General features: G+C 47.7%; 14 protein-coding genes. 1 reads left to right on the top strand and 13 read right to left on the bottom strand.

Features of this window, described 5'->3' with window-relative positions; translation table 11 throughout:
• Positions 1 to 372 precede the first annotated feature (372 nt).
• From HEQ50_RS09190 to xylA, 8 genes are all read right to left on the bottom strand, one after another.
• A complete protein-coding gene (locus tag HEQ50_RS09190; RefSeq protein WP_168900226.1) occupies positions 373 to 2,934 on the bottom strand; it encodes a YfhO family protein in 2,562 nt (853 codons plus the stop codon).
• Positions 2,935 to 3,193: 259 nt separating this feature from the next.
• On the bottom strand, positions 3,194 to 3,568 hold the full coding sequence (locus tag HEQ50_RS09195; protein WP_211089295.1) for an iron chaperone: 375 nt from the start codon (positions 3,566 to 3,568) through the stop codon (positions 3,194 to 3,196).
• A 137-nt stretch (positions 3,569 to 3,705) separates the two neighbouring features.
• Positions 3,706 to 5,076 carry a sugar porter family MFS transporter gene (locus tag HEQ50_RS09200; RefSeq protein WP_168900227.1) on the bottom strand — a complete coding sequence of 457 codons (1,371 nt, stop codon included), beginning with the start codon at positions 5,074 to 5,076 and terminating at the stop codon, positions 3,706 to 3,708.
• A 495-nt stretch (positions 5,077 to 5,571) separates the two neighbouring features.
• Entirely contained in the window at positions 5,572 to 6,813 is a 1,242-nt protein-coding gene (locus HEQ50_RS09205) for an MFS transporter (RefSeq protein WP_168900228.1), read from the bottom strand.
• Between the two features lie 167 nt (positions 6,814 to 6,980).
• Positions 6,981 to 9,014, bottom strand: coding sequence for a right-handed parallel beta-helix repeat-containing protein (locus HEQ50_RS09210; RefSeq protein ID WP_168900229.1), 2,034 nt, complete (start codon positions 9,012 to 9,014; stop codon positions 6,981 to 6,983).
• A gap of 390 nt (positions 9,015 to 9,404) precedes the next feature.
• Positions 9,405 to 10,778, bottom strand: a complete 1,374-nt coding sequence (locus tag HEQ50_RS09215; protein WP_168900230.1) for a sugar porter family MFS transporter — start codon at positions 10,776 to 10,778, stop codon at positions 9,405 to 9,407.
• 433 nt (positions 10,779 to 11,211) lie between these two features.
• Positions 11,212 to 12,720, bottom strand: a complete 1,509-nt coding sequence (xylB, locus tag HEQ50_RS09220) for a xylulokinase (RefSeq protein WP_168900231.1) — start codon at positions 12,718 to 12,720, stop codon at positions 11,212 to 11,214.
• Between the two features lie 119 nt (positions 12,721 to 12,839).
• Positions 12,840 to 14,189 (bottom strand): xylose isomerase, encoded by a 1,350-nt coding sequence (gene xylA / locus HEQ50_RS09225; RefSeq protein WP_168900232.1) that lies wholly within the window; start codon positions 14,187 to 14,189, stop codon positions 12,840 to 12,842.
• 257 nt (positions 14,190 to 14,446) lie between these two features.
• Between xylA and HEQ50_RS09230 the strand changes: the two genes are divergently transcribed.
• A complete protein-coding gene (locus tag HEQ50_RS09230; protein ID WP_168900233.1) occupies positions 14,447 to 14,779 on the top strand; it encodes an LPXTG cell wall anchor domain-containing protein in 333 nt (110 codons plus the stop codon).
• Positions 14,780 to 14,843: 64 nt separating this feature from the next.
• Here the strand turns inward: HEQ50_RS09230 and HEQ50_RS09235 are convergent, their stop codons facing one another.
• The 5 genes from HEQ50_RS09235 to HEQ50_RS09255 all read right to left on the bottom strand — a co-directional run bounded on the left by HEQ50_RS09235 (position 14,844) and on the right by HEQ50_RS09255 (position 21,815).
• Positions 14,844 to 16,043, bottom strand: a complete 1,200-nt coding sequence (locus tag HEQ50_RS09235; protein WP_168900234.1) for an ROK family protein — start codon at positions 16,041 to 16,043, stop codon at positions 14,844 to 14,846.
• 317 nt (positions 16,044 to 16,360) lie between these two features.
• Positions 16,361 to 17,164: an AraC family transcriptional regulator gene (locus tag HEQ50_RS09240; protein ID WP_168900235.1), complete on the bottom strand. Its 804-nt coding sequence runs from the start codon at positions 17,162 to 17,164 to the stop codon at positions 16,361 to 16,363.
• Positions 17,165 to 17,205: 41 nt separating this feature from the next.
• Positions 17,206 to 18,549: a glycoside hydrolase family 5 protein gene (locus HEQ50_RS09245; protein WP_168900236.1), complete on the bottom strand. Its 1,344-nt coding sequence runs from the start codon at positions 18,547 to 18,549 to the stop codon at positions 17,206 to 17,208.
• A gap of 23 nt (positions 18,550 to 18,572) precedes the next feature.
• Positions 18,573 to 19,784 carry an MFS transporter gene (locus HEQ50_RS09250; RefSeq protein WP_168900237.1) on the bottom strand — a complete coding sequence of 404 codons (1,212 nt, stop codon included), beginning with the start codon at positions 19,782 to 19,784 and terminating at the stop codon, positions 18,573 to 18,575.
• An 18-nt stretch (positions 19,785 to 19,802) separates the two neighbouring features.
• Entirely contained in the window at positions 19,803 to 21,815 is a 2,013-nt protein-coding gene (locus HEQ50_RS09255) for a beta-galactosidase (RefSeq protein WP_168900238.1), read from the bottom strand.
• Positions 21,816 to 22,098 lie beyond the last annotated feature (283 nt).

Raw genomic sequence — 22,098 nt, forward strand, 5'->3', positions numbered from 1 at the left:
GCAGAACACTTGGAAACTCCCACGGCTGAGACCAAGTTTGACTCACTCACGGCTACATAAGATGTATCCAATTAAATTGGCTAAACGCTGCCACTCCAGCGATGTCATCGCACATTTATTAGGTTTTAACCACCGTAACCGGAGGCAGGCAGAGGTGGAGGTAGCCGTGACAGCGCTGTAAGCTGTGCAACAGCTTACAGCGCGGGACGTGTTTGAAGACTGACGATCTTGGTCAGGCTTCAAACCGAGCCGGTGGACCGCTTTTCAGGCCGCAGGCGGTCCCCACAGCGCCGGAATCTCTGGCAGCCGCAGGTGGTCGTTGATGATTAATCTTATGGCGATAAGCCTTGTCAGCTGCGGCTATCCGGCTGGTCACAGCCGTTTACGGAACCAGAAAATACCATATATCGCACCGCTGAGTAACGTCACGGCTAACCCAATGCGGCTGCCAGGCACGCGGTAACTGACCACCACGTGATTTTTTCCTGGGATCACCGGAACGGCCACCATATCTCCTAAGACCGTGCGCGGCTTCACGGGCTGGTCGTTGACCGTGATTCGCCAGCCCTGTTCCTGTGGCAGGCTCAGGTAAACCCAGCGTTTGGTCACCGGAGCAGTTAGCATGCCTTGATAGTCGGTGTGTAAATGGCCCTGATGCCGCCGCAGCCGAAGCTGGTACTCGCTGACTGACCGGTGAACGGCCGCCATGCGGCTCGCCGGTAACGTGGCCACCGTCAGCGACTTCGGCGTCGGCCGGTTGCTGGCATATTTAATCGTCAGCGCTTGTCCCCGTTGATACTCGCCCAGATTAATCAGGCTGGTATTGCCATCCGCCATCATCTTAGGCGCCACGGACTGACCGTTAACCTGCATCGTCGAATACTTGCTTGAGCTCGTGGGGTCAAAGAGATAGAGCCGTCCCGTTGCTTGCGGTGTCACGTGCCAGACGTGATTGTACACGAAGTTGGTGGGATGATGATTAATCCGCCAAATGGCCTTGACCTGATCGTGACCGGCGGAGATGGGCACGAAGTAGGCTTGCCGACTTGGGCGTAGCGCCTGTAAGACGGCTTCTTGATTCTCGATCGCGTTTGACGACAGCTTGAGATTGGTGAATCGTGGGCCGACCGCAAAGCCCATCCCACTGTAGCTCCCGACCGTAACGGCTCCCGTCTTGGTCAATTTCTGATGAATGCCAAAGAGCATTTCCGTCACCGGCGTAAAGCCTTGATGACTCAATCGCCGTTCGTTGCGGGTATAGATCCCCAGATTCTTAGCCATGGAAATTGTGTTGGCGGAAATCGTTGAACTGTAGGCCGTCGACCCGTTATACCCCAACCACATGCCATCATTGTACGGATTATAGTGGCCATGAAAGCCCGGCGCCACGGTCGGCGTATTGTTTCGTATCCGGTAAAGTGTCTTGGCCGCCGTCACGGGACGCAAGCGTTTGACCGATTGATCATAGGCCTGGGCATACCGCCGTTGACTGCCATAGTCGACCCCCACTAAAGCAAAGCTAAAGTTGATCGTTACTTCGAGGATAACGATGATACCTAACCATAGGGGGCGCACTTTTCCCACCCACAACAGGCCGGCCGTCACGGCTAGGAGGACTAAGCTGGTGATAATGGCCGACCAATTCAACGGCTGCAGGCTGGCATAGTAACTGGACTGGGTGAGCGTCTGCATCTGCGGAATCAGGACGCTCCCCAATAGCATCAAGCTCCCCAGTCCCAGGGGAATCCCCCAACGCCACCGACGCGGCAGTTGCGCGATACCCGCGTGCCAGGCACTGCTGGCAATCAGAATTAACACAAAACTGAAGAAAAAGCTATTGCGAAACGGATAACCAGCGGGCGGTGTCATCAAATGCCAAATGGTATTGAATCCCCGCAGCCACATGCCCAAGAATAGGAAGGCTAAGAGCCCTGCTACCCGAACCTTCGCCCAGCCCTTCACCTGAGGCAAGCCAAAGTAGGCCACGGCCAAGAGGACGACCAGTGATGACGCAAAGATGGCCGGTCCATGGTCGAGCCGTTGGAGATAGTTGGCGGATCCGACACCCAATTGACTGAAGAACTCGAGGCCAAACGTGGGCACCAAGTGGAAATTGCCGGCCTGCGATTGGGTCTTTGGCGTTTCTAACATGCTTAAAACAGTCGGTAACAGCACCACTAACGTACTCCCGACACTCAACAACGACGCCGCCACGAAGCGGTAGCATGTCTCTTGTTTGACCCGCCACCACTCGCGAATGGATTGTCCGGCCGGCCACTCCGCCGTCACGATATAGAGAAAATATCCGACGACGAAGAGACAGGTCATATAGCCGAGATAATAGTCGGTCAAGACGCTGATCAGGAGCCAACAGAAATAACCGCCCGTTCGGCCAGAAATCACCAGCCGGTCGAGTCCCCAGGTGATCAGGGGCAGAAAAATCAGGGCGTCCAACCACATCAAATTGAAGAAGTTTAGGGCCACAAATCCACTGAAGGCGTACGCCAGGCCAAAGACCGCCACAAATGGTCGTTGGGTCCGCCAGTGCTCCTGGAGGTAAAACGTCATCGTCCCCGCCATGGTCGTGATCTTCAGTAGGATAATGATAGCCATCGCAACCGGAATCTGACTGGCTTTGAAGAACACCAGTAAGACGTTAAATGGGCTAAGCAAATAATAGGCCACCACGGGCACCCAGCTTCCGCCGAACGCCTGATGAAAATTGTATAAGTCTAAAGTGTGCCCGCGAATCAGCCGGGTAAAGTCCGTAAAAAATGGGACGTATTGCGTCCCTAAGTCGCCAATGAGCAGGTTGTGATCCCCAAACGGTGTCACGCCGCGGACCGCAAACAAAAAGGTAAGCACCCCTAACGCCAGTAAGCCCGCTAGCACGGGCAACCGCCAGTGGTTGAATCGTATTCTTTCTCGTCGCATTATTCCAAAAATCTCCCCGATAACTCAAACTACTCCGTGATTGGCAGATGCGCCATCATCCCCTGATTATTGCGCAGCCACCGCCCTTTCAGCCGTACTAGCCGTAAAGTCACGGCACGTTAAAACTGTTCCTATTGTATCATTAATGATCAGGCATGGGCGCGCGTCAAAATGTAAATTTCGCTTGCACAAATCTTTTAATCATTGGCCTGCGGGTATCAAAAATGGCGGCCCCTTTTTCCGGCCGCCATCCTTTATTTTACTTTCGCCAAAAGGTCGTACAATCGGCCTTATCGGCAATATTAAAGGCAATGATTTGGTGGAGCAAGTCGTAATCTACCGCCTGGGTCCACTTGATCCGGCCGAACTTCTTGCCCGGATTGTACTGATCTGCCGCAATCTGATCGGCAAAGTTGGCCATCGCCGGTCCCTCCGGCGCAAAGGCCAGATGCGGCTTGGCCACGCTAAATCCAATAATAAAAGTCCCGTGATCGGTAAACATGGGCTGATTCCAAGCATACCGCTGTTTAAGCTGTGGAAATTCAGTCTGTACCCAGGTCAACACTTCCCGTACGCGGTCCTGTTGGCTCGGGTCCTCAATCTTACGCAAATAGTCTTCAAATTCGGTAATCATTTGCTCACCCCACATTGTTTTGGTTAATCTTCGTTTAGTATAGCATGTTTCCGGTTAACGACTGCCCAATCTGAGCGCAGAAAAAAGAGGCAACCCTCTCAGGAGTCGCCTCAATTTTAAACGTGATTTAAGTAATCTTATTTCGTAGCACTTGCAGTTTCTGCTTCGCCGGCCTTGGCACGTAACGTAGCTTCGATCTCTTCCAGAGAACGGTTCCGCGTTTCGAAGACCTTGGCGTGAACGAACCAAATGGCGAACAGGCACAAGACCCCGTAACCAATGAACAAGCTCCCAGTACCGAAGAAGTCCAGTAAGGATGGGAATGTCAAGGAAACGACCATGTTGGCCGCCCAGTTAATGACACTGGAGAAGGAGTTCCCTAACCCACGAATATTCAATGGGAAGACTTCACCGATCATGACCCACATAACTGGGCCCCAAGTTGCGGAGAAGAAGGCAATGTAAATGGTCAAAGCGATAACCGAAATGATTGCGGCCACGTGTGACCCACCGGAGAATTTCATCCCAAAGCTCATGACGAACAGGGAAGCAGCCATCCCGATAGCCCCGTAAATCAGCATCTTTTTCCGGTCAATCTTATCCATGATCATCACGGCAACGGCCGTCACAATCACGTTAAAGATCCCAATCCCGATGTGGGCTAATAAGGCAGCGTTAACCCCGAAACCAACATCCGTAAAGATGGTTGGCGCGTAGTACAACACGGTGTTACATCCCATGACCTGTTGGAAAATCGCTAAACCTAACCCAATGATTAAGGAAGGACGAACCATCTTACTGAAGAGTTCACTCCAACCTCCACTGACAATCTTGGCTTGTTCTTGAATCTGAGCCAATTCCTTGTCAACGGCCTTCGTATCATGTTTGTTCATGGTATCTAAGACTTCACGCGCATTGTCGATGTGGCCGGTCTTAACCAAGAACCGGGGACTTTCTGGCAGAACCAACCCTCCTAAGAACAACAGTGCGGCTGGAATCGCGGCGAAACCTAACATCCAACGCCAGCCGGTGTACATGCCAGCGAAGGAGTAGTTGGTGATGTAGGCCAGTAAAATACCGGTCATAACCATCAACTGGAACAGACTGGACATGGTCCCCCGCTTATCGGCAGGTGACAATTCAGCCAAGTACGTTGGGATTAACGCAGAGGCGGCACCAACGGCCATCCCTAAGATAATCCGTGACACGATTAACGTCCAGAATTCTGGTGAAAAGGCAGAACCCAACGCCCCAATGAAGAAGATAATAGCAGATAACAGTAAGAGCTTCCGCCGACCAAACCGGTCAGACGATGGTCCAATAATCGCGGCACCCAATACGGCACCCAATAAAACGGCACTAACGACCCAGCCTTGTTGCCAAGATCCTAGGTGCATCTGTTTCTGAATAAACAGAATAGCTCCCGAAATTACCCCGGTATCATACCCAAAGAGGAGACCTCCCAAGGCACCGAAGAAGTAAACGAATCCGGTAGAAACTTTTCGCATTTATATTACTTCCTTTTACGGTTCATCGCCGTTGAATTATGCAATATGTAAGGTATTTAACTTTTGTTGGTTGATTGCGGCAACCAACTATGAGTCTATGATAGCACTTACATTTTGATTTTGAAAGCGTTTGCGTGAAAAAACATTTTTCGATCCAGATTGCTTTCAACTTAATTGAAAGTCATTCGCCCCTTTTCAATTCAACACTCTACTAACTATTTATGTTGCTATCAAGCGGTGGTTAGCCCGCCCAATCCGCGGCCTTTACACATTCTGTACACGATTTTGGTCAAAATAATATAGACGTTTGATACGATTGCCTAGCAAGAATTAATGTCTGACTGTAAAATCTAATACCTTAAAAAATTTTTAGCTCAATCCGAATTGAAAGCTTTTCAACCTAGTATTGCCTAACTAAAAGAGACTGCCCTCACCGGAACAGCCTCTTGGAAACATTTCTTTAATAATGAGTGGGACTCACAATTGCTGAACCATTTAATGAACTTTCTTGATCATCAGAATTAATCCAGCACCAACTAAACACATAATACCAGCCATTGGGAAGATCATCCGATAGCCTGAGAATCCGATTACCGTCGAGGCCATGATTGGTCCGAAGACTTGCCCCAAGGAGTTCGCCAGGTTCACGATACCTAAGTCCTTCGCGGCACTATTGGGATTCGGCAATACCGTAACGTTTAACGCTTGGTCAACCGAGTTATACATCCCCATAGCGGCCCCACTTAACCCGGCATAAACAAACATTGTCCAAGGAGCTGGGTCAATTGCTGGAATGGCGACCCCAATCCCCATCGCAACGGTCGAGAGTGCCACTAACAGTTTAAGGCTATGGAACTTATCGGCTAATGGTCCACCGATTATAGCAAATGAAACCCCTGCTACTAACAAGATCATCGACATCACAGATAAATTATGTGTCGCATTCGCTGATGACAATTTCATATAGTCCGTGAAGATATAGAGCTGATAACCTGTAATGATGAACTGAGCTGAGACAAACAGTAGCTTCCCAAATACGGCTAAGTAAAAGTCTCGAATATCCCCATGAATTGGGAATGAGAAAGCTTCTAACAATTCGGAGCCATGGAGCTTTTCAACCTTTTCACCCTTATTACTACCGTCACCAACTAAGAACAGTCCAATTAATGTAAAGATAATTTCAAATACCATGAAAATGTAGATACCGCTGTTGACGTTCGTAATGTATTGTGAAGCAATCATTGTCCCAACAGGTGTCCCGATGTTCATCCCGACCCCGTAGAAAGCGGAGATCGAACCACGATACTTCTTCGGTGCCTTATCTGCAATGAAAGCAACCAATGGCGCCACCATCATGTTCAACGCAACCTGGAATAACGACCAGTTAATAATGATCCCGGGAACCGTAGTCACCTTTGTTAAGAAGTAGAAACAGATTAAAGTACTGATCATCCCGAGGAAAATCCACGGATTCCGTTTCCCCCAACGACTCGTGGTTCTGTCGGAAAGAGCACCTTCGATGATGTTAGCAATAGTGGCCACAATCATCGCAATGGTTGCTAGTAGTGCGACGATTTGGACTTTTTGTCCTGGCGCAATTTGCTGAATTTTTGCTGGTAGCAATGTTGAGTTAACCCCTAGATAAGGGACTAACCAGCCTAACAGACCGAAGAGAATCCCAAATCCTAATCTATAGGGAAACTTTCCTTGTGGTGTCGCTTGCTTTTCATTTTCCATGATTATCCTCCTAACAAGAGAAACGCTATGTACATGCTGACTGATTGTCGCAAACAAAAAGGATTCTTACTAGAAACATCCTTTCAAATTGACCCTTCTAGTAAGAATCCACGTCGCAACTCCAGCCAGCGCTGCGTTAGAATATGAATACTCTAATTATTCGATTCTTAGTTTTTCCACAAAACCTCACGTGCATCCTCACCCGAAACAAATGGGCCAGGAACCGTGGAGACGCCACGATGGTTGCCGAAGTAGTCTTCGTTGAAGATGATATCGTCGCCATTAGGTTGTTCATAACGTTGTTCGGGTTCAAAGGCTTCACCCAACGTATCCGTTGTAATAACCCCTTCGTAGTAATCACCGAGCAAGTCATAGAGGTTGGTCTTGACGGTCACTTGGTCACCGTCTTCTACCAAGTCAACGGTGACCTGATCACTCGTGTTGACCAAGTTATCCGTTTCCTTCTTCCAAGCCTTGGCGCCGTTGAAGTAGGCATTTCCGGCAGCCCAGACTGGCAAGTGGCCATAGTGGGCGCTCATCAAATCATTCATATCGGTTTCCTTGGCAAACGTGCCATTTACATTCTTAAATTGGTCGTACCATTCGTCGTAGGTTGGATATTCATCAAAACCGTTCGTCCCGACTTGTTCAGTATCCTCGTGCTCCCGATCAACCAGCGTTTCATTTTCTGGTTTTTCGACTGGCCAGTTCTGAACAAAGATATTGTTGTAGAACCGATCATCCCCGTGCAGGATGGTCATGAAGCCAGCCACTTCCGTCCGGTGTTGGATGTGATAAGGTGTGAACCGTGGTTGGTTCTTTCCGTCAACGAAGAAGTCTGTGTTAGCCCCGATTGAAGTGATTGACCCCAACATCAGGTTGTGAACACAGGCTACACCTTGCGTTGCCAGCCGCAACGAGGCTTTAGATAACAGTAAATTGTTATCAATTAAGGTTGGCCCGTGACCGACTTCAACGAAGATATCCTGGCTTTGCATGGCCCCAACAATCCGAGTTGCCGTGCCGGTTGGCGCATAGTTGTGATCCAACAGGTTTTGCGTAATCCGCGTGCCTTGTGCTTCCCAGTCGGTCCAGATCCCCATCGTGCAATCGTTGATGTGGTTCCGGCGAATAATCACATCGATTGCCGCGTGCATCTTAATCCCGGCAATTTCGGCACCAGCCAACTCTTGCATGTTGTTGATATCATGAATATGGTTGTCTTCGATAATACTGAAGACGCCCCCTTGACGACCCACGATACCGTCCTGTTCACAGTGGTGAATGTTGTTGCGCCGGATGATATGATGGCCAATGTTTTCCTTCAACCAACCATGGTATTGACCACGGCAAACCGCATCCCGTTCCATTTGAGTTGGGCTCTTCACGTGCTTGTAGGTGAAGTATTGGTTGTTGACAGGGTCTTCATACTTCCCAAGTGAAATGCCGGCACAACGACTATGACTGATGTCACAATCTTCAATGATCCAGCCCTTTGACCAGTGCGGCCCAATCATCCCATCTTGGTAGGATGCAGGTGGAGCCCAAGTCGTGGCCGCTTTGTTGACGTTAAAGCCACTCACGGTGATATTGTTAATCCCAGTCTCTTGTGGCATGAAGACTTCCCGCCGAACGTTGATTTCAACATCTTCTTGGTTTGGGTTCTTCCCTTGGAAGTTAGCGTAGATGACCGTTTCGTTGCGGTCGGTATCCTGTCCGGTGTACCATTTGTAAACGGAATTTTTGCGTTCCCATGAACGCGCATAGACCTTGGCTTCAATACATTCTTCAAGTGACGTGGTTTCGTAGAATTGCCGATCGTTCATGTAAACTGCACCGGTATGCTTGTTGACGGGACCGAAGTACCAGTCCCCCATCACAAACTCGGTGTACGGGTTGTAAGATCCGAATAACCCGTTGTTAATCCGACTAACCCAGACGTTACCTTGGTATTGTTGCCAATTCTTAACGGCTTCCGCACCAGTAATGATCGCCTTGAGCGGTTCAACACTGCGATATGTAATCCGTTCGTCCGCTGTCCCCCCATTTTTAGGATTAACGTACTCGCGATACGTTCCTGGGAAGACCAAGACTTCATCCCCAGACTGAGCGACCTGAGCCGCCGTATTGATATTTTTATAAGGCGCGACCTTGGTCCCATTGCCATCATGTGTTGCGTGTGCATCAACATAGATTTTCACGATAAACTGCCTCCTTAAAATTAACCAGATACGATTGGTTCTTAACCCTCGCGACCACCATAGCGGAATCTCGGCTGGTTGATTTCGCATCGGTGAAGCGCTTACATTTATTAGTTTAGCCGCTCGACAAGCAAACTGTTTGAATAAATCTCCTGTTTTTTGAACTTATTCCTTGGAAATCATCACCTTAAACCTTGGAAAAGCCGCAACAGCATTGCGCTGAATCGTCCTTTCAAACCAGCGAAAAAAGACCATAAAAAAACGAACCCAGGAAGATCCCAGGTTCGCTATCGTCAAAACTAAGGTGTTGACCTGGTTCCCAAAAGGCCGTGCGTTCTCGTTCAAACTAGCGAATTGCCTCTGGGCTCAGATCCCCCATGAAATATGCTTTTATTTAGCAGCACTTAAATCGTCAGCATTAACGCCGGCCTTTTCCCGTAACGTGGCTTCAATTTCTTCCAGAGAACGGTTCCGCGTTTCGAAGACCTTAACCTTAACGAACCAGATGGCCAGGAAGCACAGGACACCGTAACCGATGAACAGACTCCCGGTTCCAAAGAAGTTCAGTAAAGTTGGGAACGTCAGGGATACGATCATGTTGGCCGACCAGTTGATCACACTAGAGAAGGAGTTCCCCAACCCACGAATGTTCAGTGGGAAGACTTCCCCAATCATGACCCACATCACCGGACCCCAGGTTGCGGAGAAGAAGGCGATGTAGATGGTCAAGGCGATAACCGAGATAATGGCCGCTGTTTGGGAACCGCCGGAGAACTTCATCCCAATACTCATGACGAACAGGGAAACCCCCATCCCGATGGCCCCACCAATCAGCATCTTCTTCCGGTCAATCTTATCCATGATCATCACGGCAATGGCCGTCACAATCACGTTAAAGATCCCAATCCCGATATGGGCTAACAGCGCAGCGTTGACCCCGAATCCAACGTCCGTAAAGATGGTTGGTGCGTAGTACAGCACCGTATTACACCCCATGACTTGTTGGAAGATGGCTAACCCAAGGCCGATAATCAGGGATGGCCGGACCATCTTACCAAAGAGTTCACTCCAGCCGCCATTCTTCATTTTGGCTTGTTCTTCAATCTGGGTCAATTCTTTATCAACGGTTGCCGTATCATGTTTGTTCATGGTATCTAAAACTTCACGCGCCTGATCGGAATGACCCGTCTTTACCAAGAACCGTGGACTTTCCGGAAGGATTAACCCACCGAAGAAGAGTAATGCGGCTGGGATCGCGGCAAACCCTAACATCCACCGCCAACCGGTGTAGATACCCGCCCAAGCATAGTTCGTAATGTAGGCAAATAAGATCCCGGTCATAACCATCAGTTGGAACAGACTGGACATGGTTCCCCGTTTATCGGCTGGTGATAGTTCGGCCAAATACGTGGGAATCAAGGCAGAAGCGGCCCCCACGGCCATCCCTAAGATGACCCGTGAGATAATTAACGTCCAGAATTCCGGTGCTAGCCCGGAACCCAACGCCCCAATGAAGAAAATAATAGCAGAGAGTAACAAGAGCTTCCGACGACCATAACGGTCAGAAGATGGTCCAATGATGGCGGCCCCGAGAATCGCCCCTAATAGGACGGCACTCACAACCCACCCCTGTTGCCAGGACCCTAGGTGCATTTGCTTTTGAATGAACAGAATGGCCCCGGAGATAACCCCGGTATCGTAACCAAACAGCAATCCACCCAATGCACCGAAAAAGTAAACAAATCCGGTCGAAACTTTTCGCATAGATATCGCTCCTTCGAACGGCATACGCCGTATTGTCAGCAGTGGCATTGTATGTAAAGAAGTATAGCTGAATGTGTAAGTTGGTCGTTTCAAGTTGGTTGAGGATGCCAACCAACTATGTATCTAGGATAGCATGTTCGTCATCAAAAAGAAAGCGCTTTCTGCACAATTATATAAAAGCGGCTAGTTTTGCCTCTATGGCCTAGATTAAGCCTTCTAGCGGCTAAGCCGTTCGCCATAATGCTTAAAAATCCGGAGCTGAGTCGTCGGACCATCCAAGGCACGTCCCCACCAATTCAAGCCGCCAAAACACGAGAAAGTTTCCAATATTTTACGATGGAAATTGTGGCGTAAAAAAGGACTGCGCCAAAAATCACGCAGTCCTTTAACAGCTCACTCTATAACATAGGTGACCTGTCTGACAGTCTAATTTCTATAGTTCTTCACGCCGGTAATCCAACAATTGGGCACTGATGCTCTTCGTTTGTTGGTAAACCTGCTTGTAAATTTTGTGCATCTTGGCATACTTCGCCGCGTTTTCGGGGTTTGGTTCGTAGGCCTTGCCGAAGTGAACGAACGTTTCGGCACAGTCTTGTAGGGAATCGAACCAGCCCAAGCCGGTTGCAGCAATCATGGCCGCACCCATGCCGGGTCCCTGTTCGTTCTTCAAGCTGACGACTTTACGGTTAAAGATGTCCGCCTGAATCTGGAGCCACAGTGGACTCTTGGCGCCACCACCGATGGAAACAACCGTATCGAAGTCACCACCGTTTTCTTCGTAGATATCGAACAAGTCTCTAAAGGAGAAGACAATCCCCTCTAAAACGGCCCGTACGAAGTCAGCCCGCGTGTGAGTGCCATCGACCCCGGTAAAGCTTCCCCGGATGTCAGCGTCGGCGTAAGGGGCCCGTTCACCCACGATATAAGGGGTGTAGAGCAGGCCATTCGCACCAACGGTCGATTGGGCCGCACTCGCAACGAATTCCGTGAAGTCTTCGGCTGGTGCGAAGGTCTTCTTGAACCAACTAAGCGAATAGCCAGCGGCCAGCGTAACGCCCATGGAATAGTACTTATCTGGAATGGCGTGGTCTTCAAATTGAACAACCCCGTGGTAGTTCACGTCCGGCGTGTCCTCATACTTCAAGACAACCCCAGATGTCCCAATACTGGAGAGCACCATATTCGGGTGTAAAATACCAGCACCCACGGCACCAGCAGCGTTGTCAGCTGCCCCACCGAAGACCTTGGTAGCTGGGGTCAAGCCAGAGAATTCGGCGTAGGCCGGCGTTACCGTCCCCGCAAAATCAATGGACTTGATCAATGGTGGGCACATGCTCAACGGAATATCGAAGGTGTCACAGATCTTCTTACTCCATTCGCCCTTAGCAACGTCCAGCAAAACCGTCCCGGTGGCATCGGAATAATCCATGGCCAGATTCCCGGTCATGCGGTAACGGACGTAATCCTTAGGCAGCACGAAGTATTTCGCCTTTGCCCAGATGTCGGGTTCATTTTCCTTGACCCACAACAACTTGGTCAACGTGAACCCTTCCAGTGGTTGGTTCCGGGTGATGTCAATAAACTCATCGCCCATCTTGGCTTCAATCTCTTCACGTTGCGGCGTACTCCGGGTATCGTTCCACAAGATAGATGGCCGTAAGACCTTCTTGTCCTTATCCAACAGGACTAACCCGTGCATCTGACCAGAGAAACTCAGGCCTTCGATGTCAGTGGCGCTTAAATGGTCATTTAAAATCAACCGTACAATGGCCACGGTCGTCCCGGAAACCCAGTCTTCTGGATTCTGCTCGTTATAACCGGGCTTCTTTTGAATCAAATCGTAATCAAAACTCTCTTGGGCGACAATCTGCCCACTGTGATCTAGTGCTGAAACCTTAACGGCACTCGTCCCTAGGTCAACACCGAGTACATACTTTCCCATCGGTCATTCCTCCTAATTGTCGGTTCGTCGATTTCTATTTTCGTTTAGAAATAAAAATGGCGGACGAACACACCGTCCGTCCGCCATTCTATTGATCTTTATTTTCGCAAAGTTCGAGATTACTTGCTCAGCGTGTCAATGATGTAATGGTTGATCGTATCCTTGACTTCTTCCAAGTGATCTGAGTGCGTAGCTGCAATCAGCTTAGATTGTGGCATATCGATCGCGTACTTTTCAAGGGACTTGAAGTCAGCCTTGCCGCTTTCGATATCAGCACCGATACCTGATTCGTATGAGCTGTAACGGTTCTTACGCAGGTTGTCCAAGAAGCCGTCTTCCTTCATAGCAACAGCGACACGTAAGCCGGCAGCAAAGCTATCCATACCAACAATGTGGCCGTAGAAGAGGTCTTCTGGGGCGAATGATGAACGACGAGGCTTAGCATCGAAGTTCAAACCACCGCGAGGGCCGATACTCCCGTTGTCAACAACTTCTGACATAGCAGCAGTCGTTTCGTACAAGTTAGATGGGTATTCATCAATATCCCAGCCGATCAACTTGTCGCCTTGGTTAGCATCCAATGAACCTAACAAGCCTGCTTCACGGGCAACACGGATTTCGTGTTGGTAAGTGTGGCCAGCCAAGTTAGCATGGTTACCTTCCAAGTTCAACTTGAAGTCTTTGTCCAAATCGTATTCCTTCATGAAGGCGATTGTGGTTGCGGCATCGAAGTCGTATTGGTGAGTCGTTGGTTCCTTTGGCTTTGGTTCGAGCAACATTTGTGCATCGAAGCCAATTTCGTTAGCGTAATCCTTAGCCATGTGGAAGAACTTAGCTGCGTGTTCTTGTTCTTCCTTCATGTTCGTGTTCCAGAGTGATTCGTAACCTTCACGGCCACCCCAGAAGACATAGTTTTCAGAGCCAACACGCTTACCAATTTCCAGACTGTGCTTCAATTGTGCGGCACAGTATGCAAAGACGTCAGCGTATGGTGAGGTTGCAGCACCTTCAACGAAACGAGGGTTGGTGAACATGTTTGACGTGTTCCACAGAACCTTCATGCCACTCGTCTTTTGGTATTCAACGATCTTGTCAACAACTTTGTCCAAGTTGGCGTTCGTTTCGCGTAACGTGTCGCCTTCTGGAGCCAAGTCACGATCGTGGAAGCAAAGGTAATCTACACCCAATTTGTTGTAAAATTCGAATGCAGCATCAACCTTGGCTAAAGCCAAGTCCATAGGATCAGTGTACTTGTCGTATGGACGTTGAGCGGTTCCATCACCGAATGGGTCAACTAAGCGTTGATCGAAAGTGTGCCAGTAAGCTACGGCAAACCGTAACCAATCGCGCATCTTCTTACCACCGATAACTTCGTCCGGATTGTAGTACTGGAAGCCTAAACCTGATTTTTTATCTGAATGACCGACGTATTGAATCTTGTCGATACCTTTCCAATATTCTTCTGCCATAATTTATAAAAACCCTCCTAGTTAGTTCGTTGCGACAACCAACTTACAAATTCAATTATACAAGGTTTTAATGTTAATGCAAGCGTTTTCGAGAAAAAGATTTAAAAAATTGTTAGCGATTGCGAAATGCGTAGAATCGGGGTTTTAAGCTAAGGCTTACGGGGCATCGTGCTGTGGCAGAATCTGACTGCTTTCCTTTATATAACCTTCAAAATTTGTTGTCTTGGATTGTCAGAGCTGAAATCGTAGGTCGACCGGTGTCCAATGGTCACGGTGCCACCATCACCCCCGGTACCGATACGGCTAAACAACCCGATCTGGTCACGCCGGATAAGCCGCAAGTAACTGCCATCAACGTGACCACCCACGGCCAAGCCGCACAACTTTCGCCTAAAAAACCGCAGCGGGTGTCGGGTACCCGAACCCCGTCGTCGCATCAGACGACCCGGACCAATCTGAACGTCTCATCACCAGCAAAACAAACCCTGCCCCAAACGAACACCCACCGGATGTCACCAATTGCCGGCCTAGCCCTCCTCCTGGGAACCCTAATTGGCTTTGGCTGGTCCCGCAAACGAAACGAACACTGAATCGCCTAAAAACGCTGACTGCCGTGGGTTAAATCCACAACAGTCAGCGTTTTTTGGGTTGATCTTAATTTTCAGTTGTTTCGGCACTCGGCCGTTCAAAATTCAATTCATAGCCATTAAGGTTCAAGACACGATGGGTGATCAGCGAGCAACCGCCCAATACCGTGGCCAACCGCGCATTGTTGGTCAGCTCGATACCGCGGTCATCATCTTCGGACAACTTACGGTAGGCCAACCGAATCTTAGGCAACAGATCCGGCAGTTCTTCCACCAACGGTGAGTTGATGAAGAAGGCATCGGGATCCAAGGTTCGCATGGTATTGTAGATCAAACCGGCAATCCCGGTCACAAAGGTCTTGAGAATCTTGGCCGTGGCCGCATCATTTTCTTGATACAACCGCACAATGTCGTCTCGATCCAGATTACTCAACCCCTTGTGTTCCTCGACTTGCTGAATAATGGCATCTTCAGAGCAAATATCTTCGGCGTGAATCGGCCGAGCATTGCCAGCATCATCAAACTGGAGACTGGCGACCGTTCGCCCAATTTCACCGGCATCCCCGTGTTCCCCCCGGAAGAGGTCACGATGAAGAACGACGCCGGCACCAATCCCCCGGTGAATACTGATGGTGACCGCACTGTTTAAATTGCGCGCACCATTAAAGTCCCGTTCGTACAGCGCGGACAAGTTGGCTTCGTTTTCCAACACAACCGGCACGTGGTAAGCCGCCGTGAAGACCTGTTCCAGATCCACATCAGCCATATCGATAAATGGTGACGTGACAACCTTATTGTCCATCACAATCCCGTGAATGGAGAAACAAATTCCCAGGAGGCCATTGTTACTGGTGTCGGCGGTCTGCGTATCGGTAATGTACTGTTTAATCCGCGCCACCATTTCATGGATCGACTGGTCCTTGGTCTCGATGCGATCATACTGCCAAATATGGCCGTCCAATCGCGTGGCCAAGGCATGTAAATGACGATAGCCCAGGTCAAACGTCAGGGTGTAACCGTAATTACGGTTAATCTCGACCAACGTTGGCTTACGTCCACCCGCAGTGGAGGCCTCCCCCAGACCTAATTCCGTCAAGTAACCATCGGCCATCAAGGTATTGTATAGCGATGAAACCGTTGACTTATTTAGGTGAAGCTGGTGAGAAATCTCGATCCGCGAGGTGGGATGATTATTGAAAATTTGTTGCAGAACGAACTTTAAATTCTGATCGTGCAACTGATTACGATTCATACTACGACGAACCATCCAATCCCTCCTTATCGCTCGGTCGTTCTTGCACCACTTCTCAAGTCCTTACTGTTAGTGCGGCCAACCATCCAACTAACCGGAGTAGCCAGCCACCTTGCTTATAATTCGATTGGAAGCGATAACAGAAACTAGCATCATGGTTCAGTGAACCAACTAACCTCAGTATCACCCACACCTTGTGAAATTTCAACTGTTTACGCTAAATTTGTTTATATTTCTGGCGAATTCAAGGTTAATAAACTTTTGATACCGAGAATTACATGACTTAGCGCAAAAAAAACGATGCCTACGTTGACATCGTTTCTGGAAAACTACTATTTAAAAAATGCTCGGAAACTTCCTGGTGTGACTTTCTCTCGTTGCTTAAATGCCGTGATAAAATAACTATTCGTATTAAAACCAACCTGTTTACCAATTTCTTCAACACTCTTGTCTGGACAATTCGCTAATAGTTCCTTGGCTTTGCGAACGCGATAATCCATTAATAAGTGATGGGGTGAACTCCCAAAATAGGCTCGAAAAACCTCTAGAATATACTGTAAGCTGTAATGCGTCTGTTCAACAAAATCTGCATTCTTCAGATCATCCATATAATTAGTCTTGATGTACTCCAGAATTGGCGTCACGATAACCGCCATCAAATGCGGACTGACTTCATTTTTTATTTGGTTTTTCTTGATCAACAGCAAAAATTCATAAACCAATACTGATGCTTGATAAGCGTCAACTTCTTCATCTTTGATCCGCTGATAACTACGCTCCACAAATTCCTGCAGTTGCTGATCGGGGTTCTTAATCTGAATATACTGACTAAAGCGAAGTGTAGCCAGCATCTCTGTAATCAATTCACCGCCAAATGTTAAATAGGCGGTTAACCATTCACCACTCACAGCGTGGTAGGCATGCGAAACATCTTTATCAATGAGAATACCTTGTCCCGGATGTAATTCAAGACACTGGCCACCCACTGTGATTTTCCCGACACCAGAAATTGTTTGTAGCCAATGAACGTATGGATAACCTTTTTTTCGGTTAATAGCTTCTTGTGGCCAGCGATTACTAATACTGTCAATGTATAACGGTAATGAATAATCTGATATTCCAAAGCTATAGCGCATACTCCCCACTCCATCAGCTGTTGTATTTTGTGGATCTATTTTTATTCCAAGACCCGATTTCTTTGTGTGTATTTCTGCATAAGTTCCGCATACTCAGTATAGGCGTCACAGTTTTTAAGTTCAAAGCTACTTAATTTAGACTTAAACGAATCAAAACTCATCGTCTTTAGCAATGGAATTAAGATACTTTCTTGCTGGTAACGGTACAAAATTCCACGCACCCTGAACTGAGCTTCATAATCCAAATCATCATCGTGGAAATCAAATTGATCCGCAATCCCCGCCACAATCTTATTGGCCTGATCCATTTCAGCATAATGCGTCCACTTCTGATGAACTTGATCAACGAACTGCATCCAAGGCGAATCAGTCTTAGGATGGGTTAGACCCATGAAGCAAGCATCCTTATACGCCCAGAGGCACCAGGAAATGTGATGATCTTCGAATAGGTCTACCGTATCATCCAACAATTCCATACTAAACGCAACATCATTAGCATCAATATCGTAGCCCGCTTCCCCACAAATCAAGGGATGATGGAGATCATGCATTGTCGATAATAAATCAACCAGCCCATTATCAAACTCCTGTTTCCGTTCCGTACGGCTCAGATCACGATCTAGCAGATTTTGTTTCCACACCGTTGGGTAGTAATGGAAACTCACAATCAGTTTATCATCTTTGATATCTTTAAGTCCTGAGAAATCCATCGCAAAGTGATCGCTCTCTAGGATCACCGCATGGTTAACATCATTCTCTCGAATCCTTGCCACAACATCTTGAAAGTATTCATTCATCGTATCCCACGTTGCCATCGCTGGTTCATTTAGAAGATCATACCCCAAAAGATAACTGTAGCTCTGCCCAAACCGCTTCGCAATCTCACCCCAAACAGTAATTAACTGATTACGTAGTGCCTTAAATTCCCAGAACTGTGGGACCCCCGTTCGATTGTCGCTGTGCCAATCAGGGTTTTGACCACCCGGCGCTGTGTGCATGTCCAGCATGCAAAAAATATGATACTTCTCACAATAATCCAAGAGTCGTTGTACCTTGGCAAACCCAAACTCTTTAAATTCCAAGGTGTTGTCATCCATAAATAACCGATAGTTAATGGGGACACGTAGAAAGTTAACGCCCAATTTTTTCAGAAATTTGAAATCATCTTCGTTCACAAAACTGTCGATATATGCATCTAAAAATTCATGGCCTTTACCGTCGCCATAAGCTCGGTCGATACTCTTTAGAATCATACTCTGAGGCCCTGGCATGCCAATCATAAAATGTTCGATATTCAGCCAGGTCCCTATCCCCAGTCCTCTTAACGTTAAGGGCTGATCCTTAAAATACAACTGGTCTTGTTTAACTTCAATAAAATCTGCCATTATAATCTCCTCCTAAAGTCGTGTTAATCCGTTGTCTTAGCTGATAATGGTTTAATCACAAAGAGCATGACGGCACCAGCAATGACTAAAATCCAACCGAAGAACAGGAACGTAAAGCCTAAGTCGCTACTTGAATGGAACGCCCCAATCCACCCTAATACCAGTGGCGTGACGAAAGTCCCAATATTACAACCCACGATCATCAAGGAAGTCGCCAGATTAATCGAATTTTTAGGGGCCACATCGGCGGCTAAGTTAAAGACGTAAGCAACCACAACGCCGGAAATCATACTGGTTAAAATAACACCGGTACCGATGATCCAAGCATTGGTGGACAAGGCGATCATCAGCTGGGCAACGCCAGTCAGGGCAATCGTAATGGGTTCAAATGTGAATTTCAAAACGCGGAGCATAGGGCCAAAGATAATCCCCGTTAAAATTCCGGCAAACTGTGCCAAACTAAGAGCAGTTGCGATGGTTGCTAAGCTCAGATAATGATTGGTCGTCACATACTCCGTAATCCGCGTATATGAGGCAATGATTGGAATTAGGTAGAGCATACAGAAGATGGTCCAGAAAACGACTTTACCATTAACTCGTTGTTTTTCTTTAGTTTTTGGTTCCTCAGCTGCCACTTCCCTAGCCTTGGCTTCAGCAGATGGTTCTGGCACATAGATGGCAAAAAGAATTGTCAGCAAGAAGGCCAATCCGTATACCCAAAACGCTGCGTGCCAGTTAAACGAAACTAACAGGATTCCGGCAACATAGGTCGTTAGTGAACTTCCTAATTTTTCACAAGAGCTTCGATAACCCATTAGATTTGAACGTTCAGGCCCGGAGAAGAACATCCCAATCATACTAACCGCATATGAATTAACGAGCCCAAACCCAACACCTAACATCAAACGCGAAACAAAGAACGCACCGTAGCTAGTCACCAAAGCTGGAGTAATCCCGGAAAAGCCGGCAATTAATAGACCGACGATAACCGTTCGCTTAATTCCAATCCACTTGGCGATCCAAGTACTCACCAACGTAGCAAATACGACCGAAATCGAAGGCAATGTCTGCAACAATTCAACATTGGCACGGGAGACATCTGGAAAGGCTTTTAGCCAACTCGGAATTGTCGCTGCGATGGCTGAACCAGAGGTTAAAATGATTGACACCGACAATAGCGACGTCTTCATCATTACTGAATATTTTTTGGGTTGTACTTCAGTTGTTTCATCCATAGTTTTCACTCCTTATTCCTAAATCATCTGATGTAAGACCACAACATCATAAGGTTTCAAATCCAGCTTATCGGTTACTGGTCCGCTTGCGACTAATGGTGTTGCAGACGGTGACGGATTTGTTATAAATTGTGGTTGATTGCTTGTATTAATAATAAATATAAACTGCTCCTGGTCACTCGCTCGTGTCGTAATTTCAACCGCCGGCATTGCCCCAAGCGGCAATCCAGCAGTAGTGTTGATCTGCTGAAGCAAATAACTCAATCCAGCCTGATCCAACTCAGCCCCACAATAGTAGGCATGTCCCCGACCAAATTGATTACTCGTTAACGCGGCATAGTCTTCGTAAAAAACATCACTGGCATAGTGGGCCAAGGTGGCGGCTGTATCCGGGATAACCAGATCACAGATACCCACCGCAGAACCAATCTTAGTTTGGCCCGGCGTCAAGATTCGAACGGGCTGCTGAGGGCCACGCGCATCGCGTTCATCAACGTGTATGCCCAACAATTGCCGCAACGGTCCTGGATAACCACCTAAAAATGCATTATCCGTTGGATCTGTAATACCCGATAAATACGTAGTGAGAAAATTCCCACCCTCACGGACGTATGCTGTAATATTACTGACAAATTGTGTGTTTAGCAGATAAAGGACTGGCGCCACGACTAATTGATACTTTGAAAAATCGCCTGTTTTAGGCACAATATCCACGGTAAGGTTGTGCCCATAGAGCATCTGATAAAACCGCTGGACCTCTTTAACGTAACTGAAGTCCGCCAAGGGTCCAATCGCGTTTTCACTGGCCCAGTAGCTCTCCCAATCGAAGATTACCGCAACCTTGGCTTCAACGTTTGTCGCTTGTAACGAGGTGGGCAATGTTGCGATCTCTTGGCCCAAACGCTGGACCTCTTTAAACGTTCGCGTGGCCGTCGAATTACTATGACTGAGTACCGAACCGTGAAACTTTTCCGGCCCGCTTCGCGATTGTTTAAGTTGGAAAAACTCAATGCTATTGGCCCCATGGGCAATTGCTTGATAACTCAGCATACGCATTTCCCCAGGTTTCTTAAGCGCATTATACGGATACCAGTTTTGCTGGTTTGGCGTCTGTTCCATCAAAAGAAACGGTTGATTCTTTAATCCCCGCATGAGATCATGTTCCATCGCATTTTCGCTAGCCGTATCCTCTGGCATAGGGTAGCTGTCCCACGAAATAACGTCTAATTCTGGTGCCCATTTGAAATAATCCAGGGCTTTTTGGGACCCAGTCAGATTCGTCGTGACGGGATGAATCTGGTCAAATCGTTTAATTACATCACGTTCCATCCGATAATTGGCCAATAGACTATCAGACTGAAATCGTTGATAATCCAAAGCTGCACCATTCAAGACCGGTTTACCATTATCAAACAAGTCTGACGTCATCATCGGTGGCTCAATCTCAGACCAATCATGGTATGTATGACTCCAAACGTTGCTGTTCCAAGCCTGATTGAGTTGTGTGAGGTCAACGTACTTGTCTTTCAACCAATCGCGGAATGCCGTCGCACAATTGTCACAGTAACAGTAACCTTCATATTCATTCGAGATATGCCAATATGTCAGTTGCGTACAGTCCCGATAGCGTTGAACCAACTGTGTAACGAGTTGCTTTGCTAGTCGCTTAAAGTCAGGACTGTTCGGGCAGGCATTGTGGCGTTTCCCGTGTTTCTGTTGAATCCCGTGGACATCCACGCGGGCCGCATCAGGATAGTGTTGAACCAGCCACGCAGGCATTGCAGCCGTCGATGTCGCCAAAACAATTTTGATCTGATTTCGTTCTAACAATGCTATGATGCGATCCAATTGTTCAAAGTTAAAGACATTCTCTCGCGGTTCCAGCAGTGCCCACGAGAAGACATTAATCGTTGCAACGTTAATGTCTGCTCGCTTTAATTTATCGATATCTTCTTGCCAAGTGTTCTCTGGCCACTGCTCCGGATTGTAGTCGCCGCCAAACAGAAAGGCATCCTGTTTAACCTTATTCACACTGCATTCACCCCTAACAATAAGTAATAATCACTAATTTAGAAAGCGCTTTCAGTGACTATAGTAGCATGTACTATTTCCTGTGTAATTAAGGAGAATGCTGATAAAATATCATAAATTGAAACTCATCGCGTTAACCATGATGAATTTAGACCGAAAAAAAGACGCTCCACCAACGCGTGAAGTGAAGTGAACCCCCAAGGTTGGACAGAAAGTCCAACCTTGGGGGTTTTATTATGGTTAAGTTTAATTTAGATTTTAGGATTAAAGTCGTCACTGAATA

The organism is Lactobacillus sp. HBUAS51381, from assembly GCF_012641095.1.
GTDB lineage: Bacteria > Bacillota > Bacilli > Lactobacillales > Lactobacillaceae > Levilactobacillus.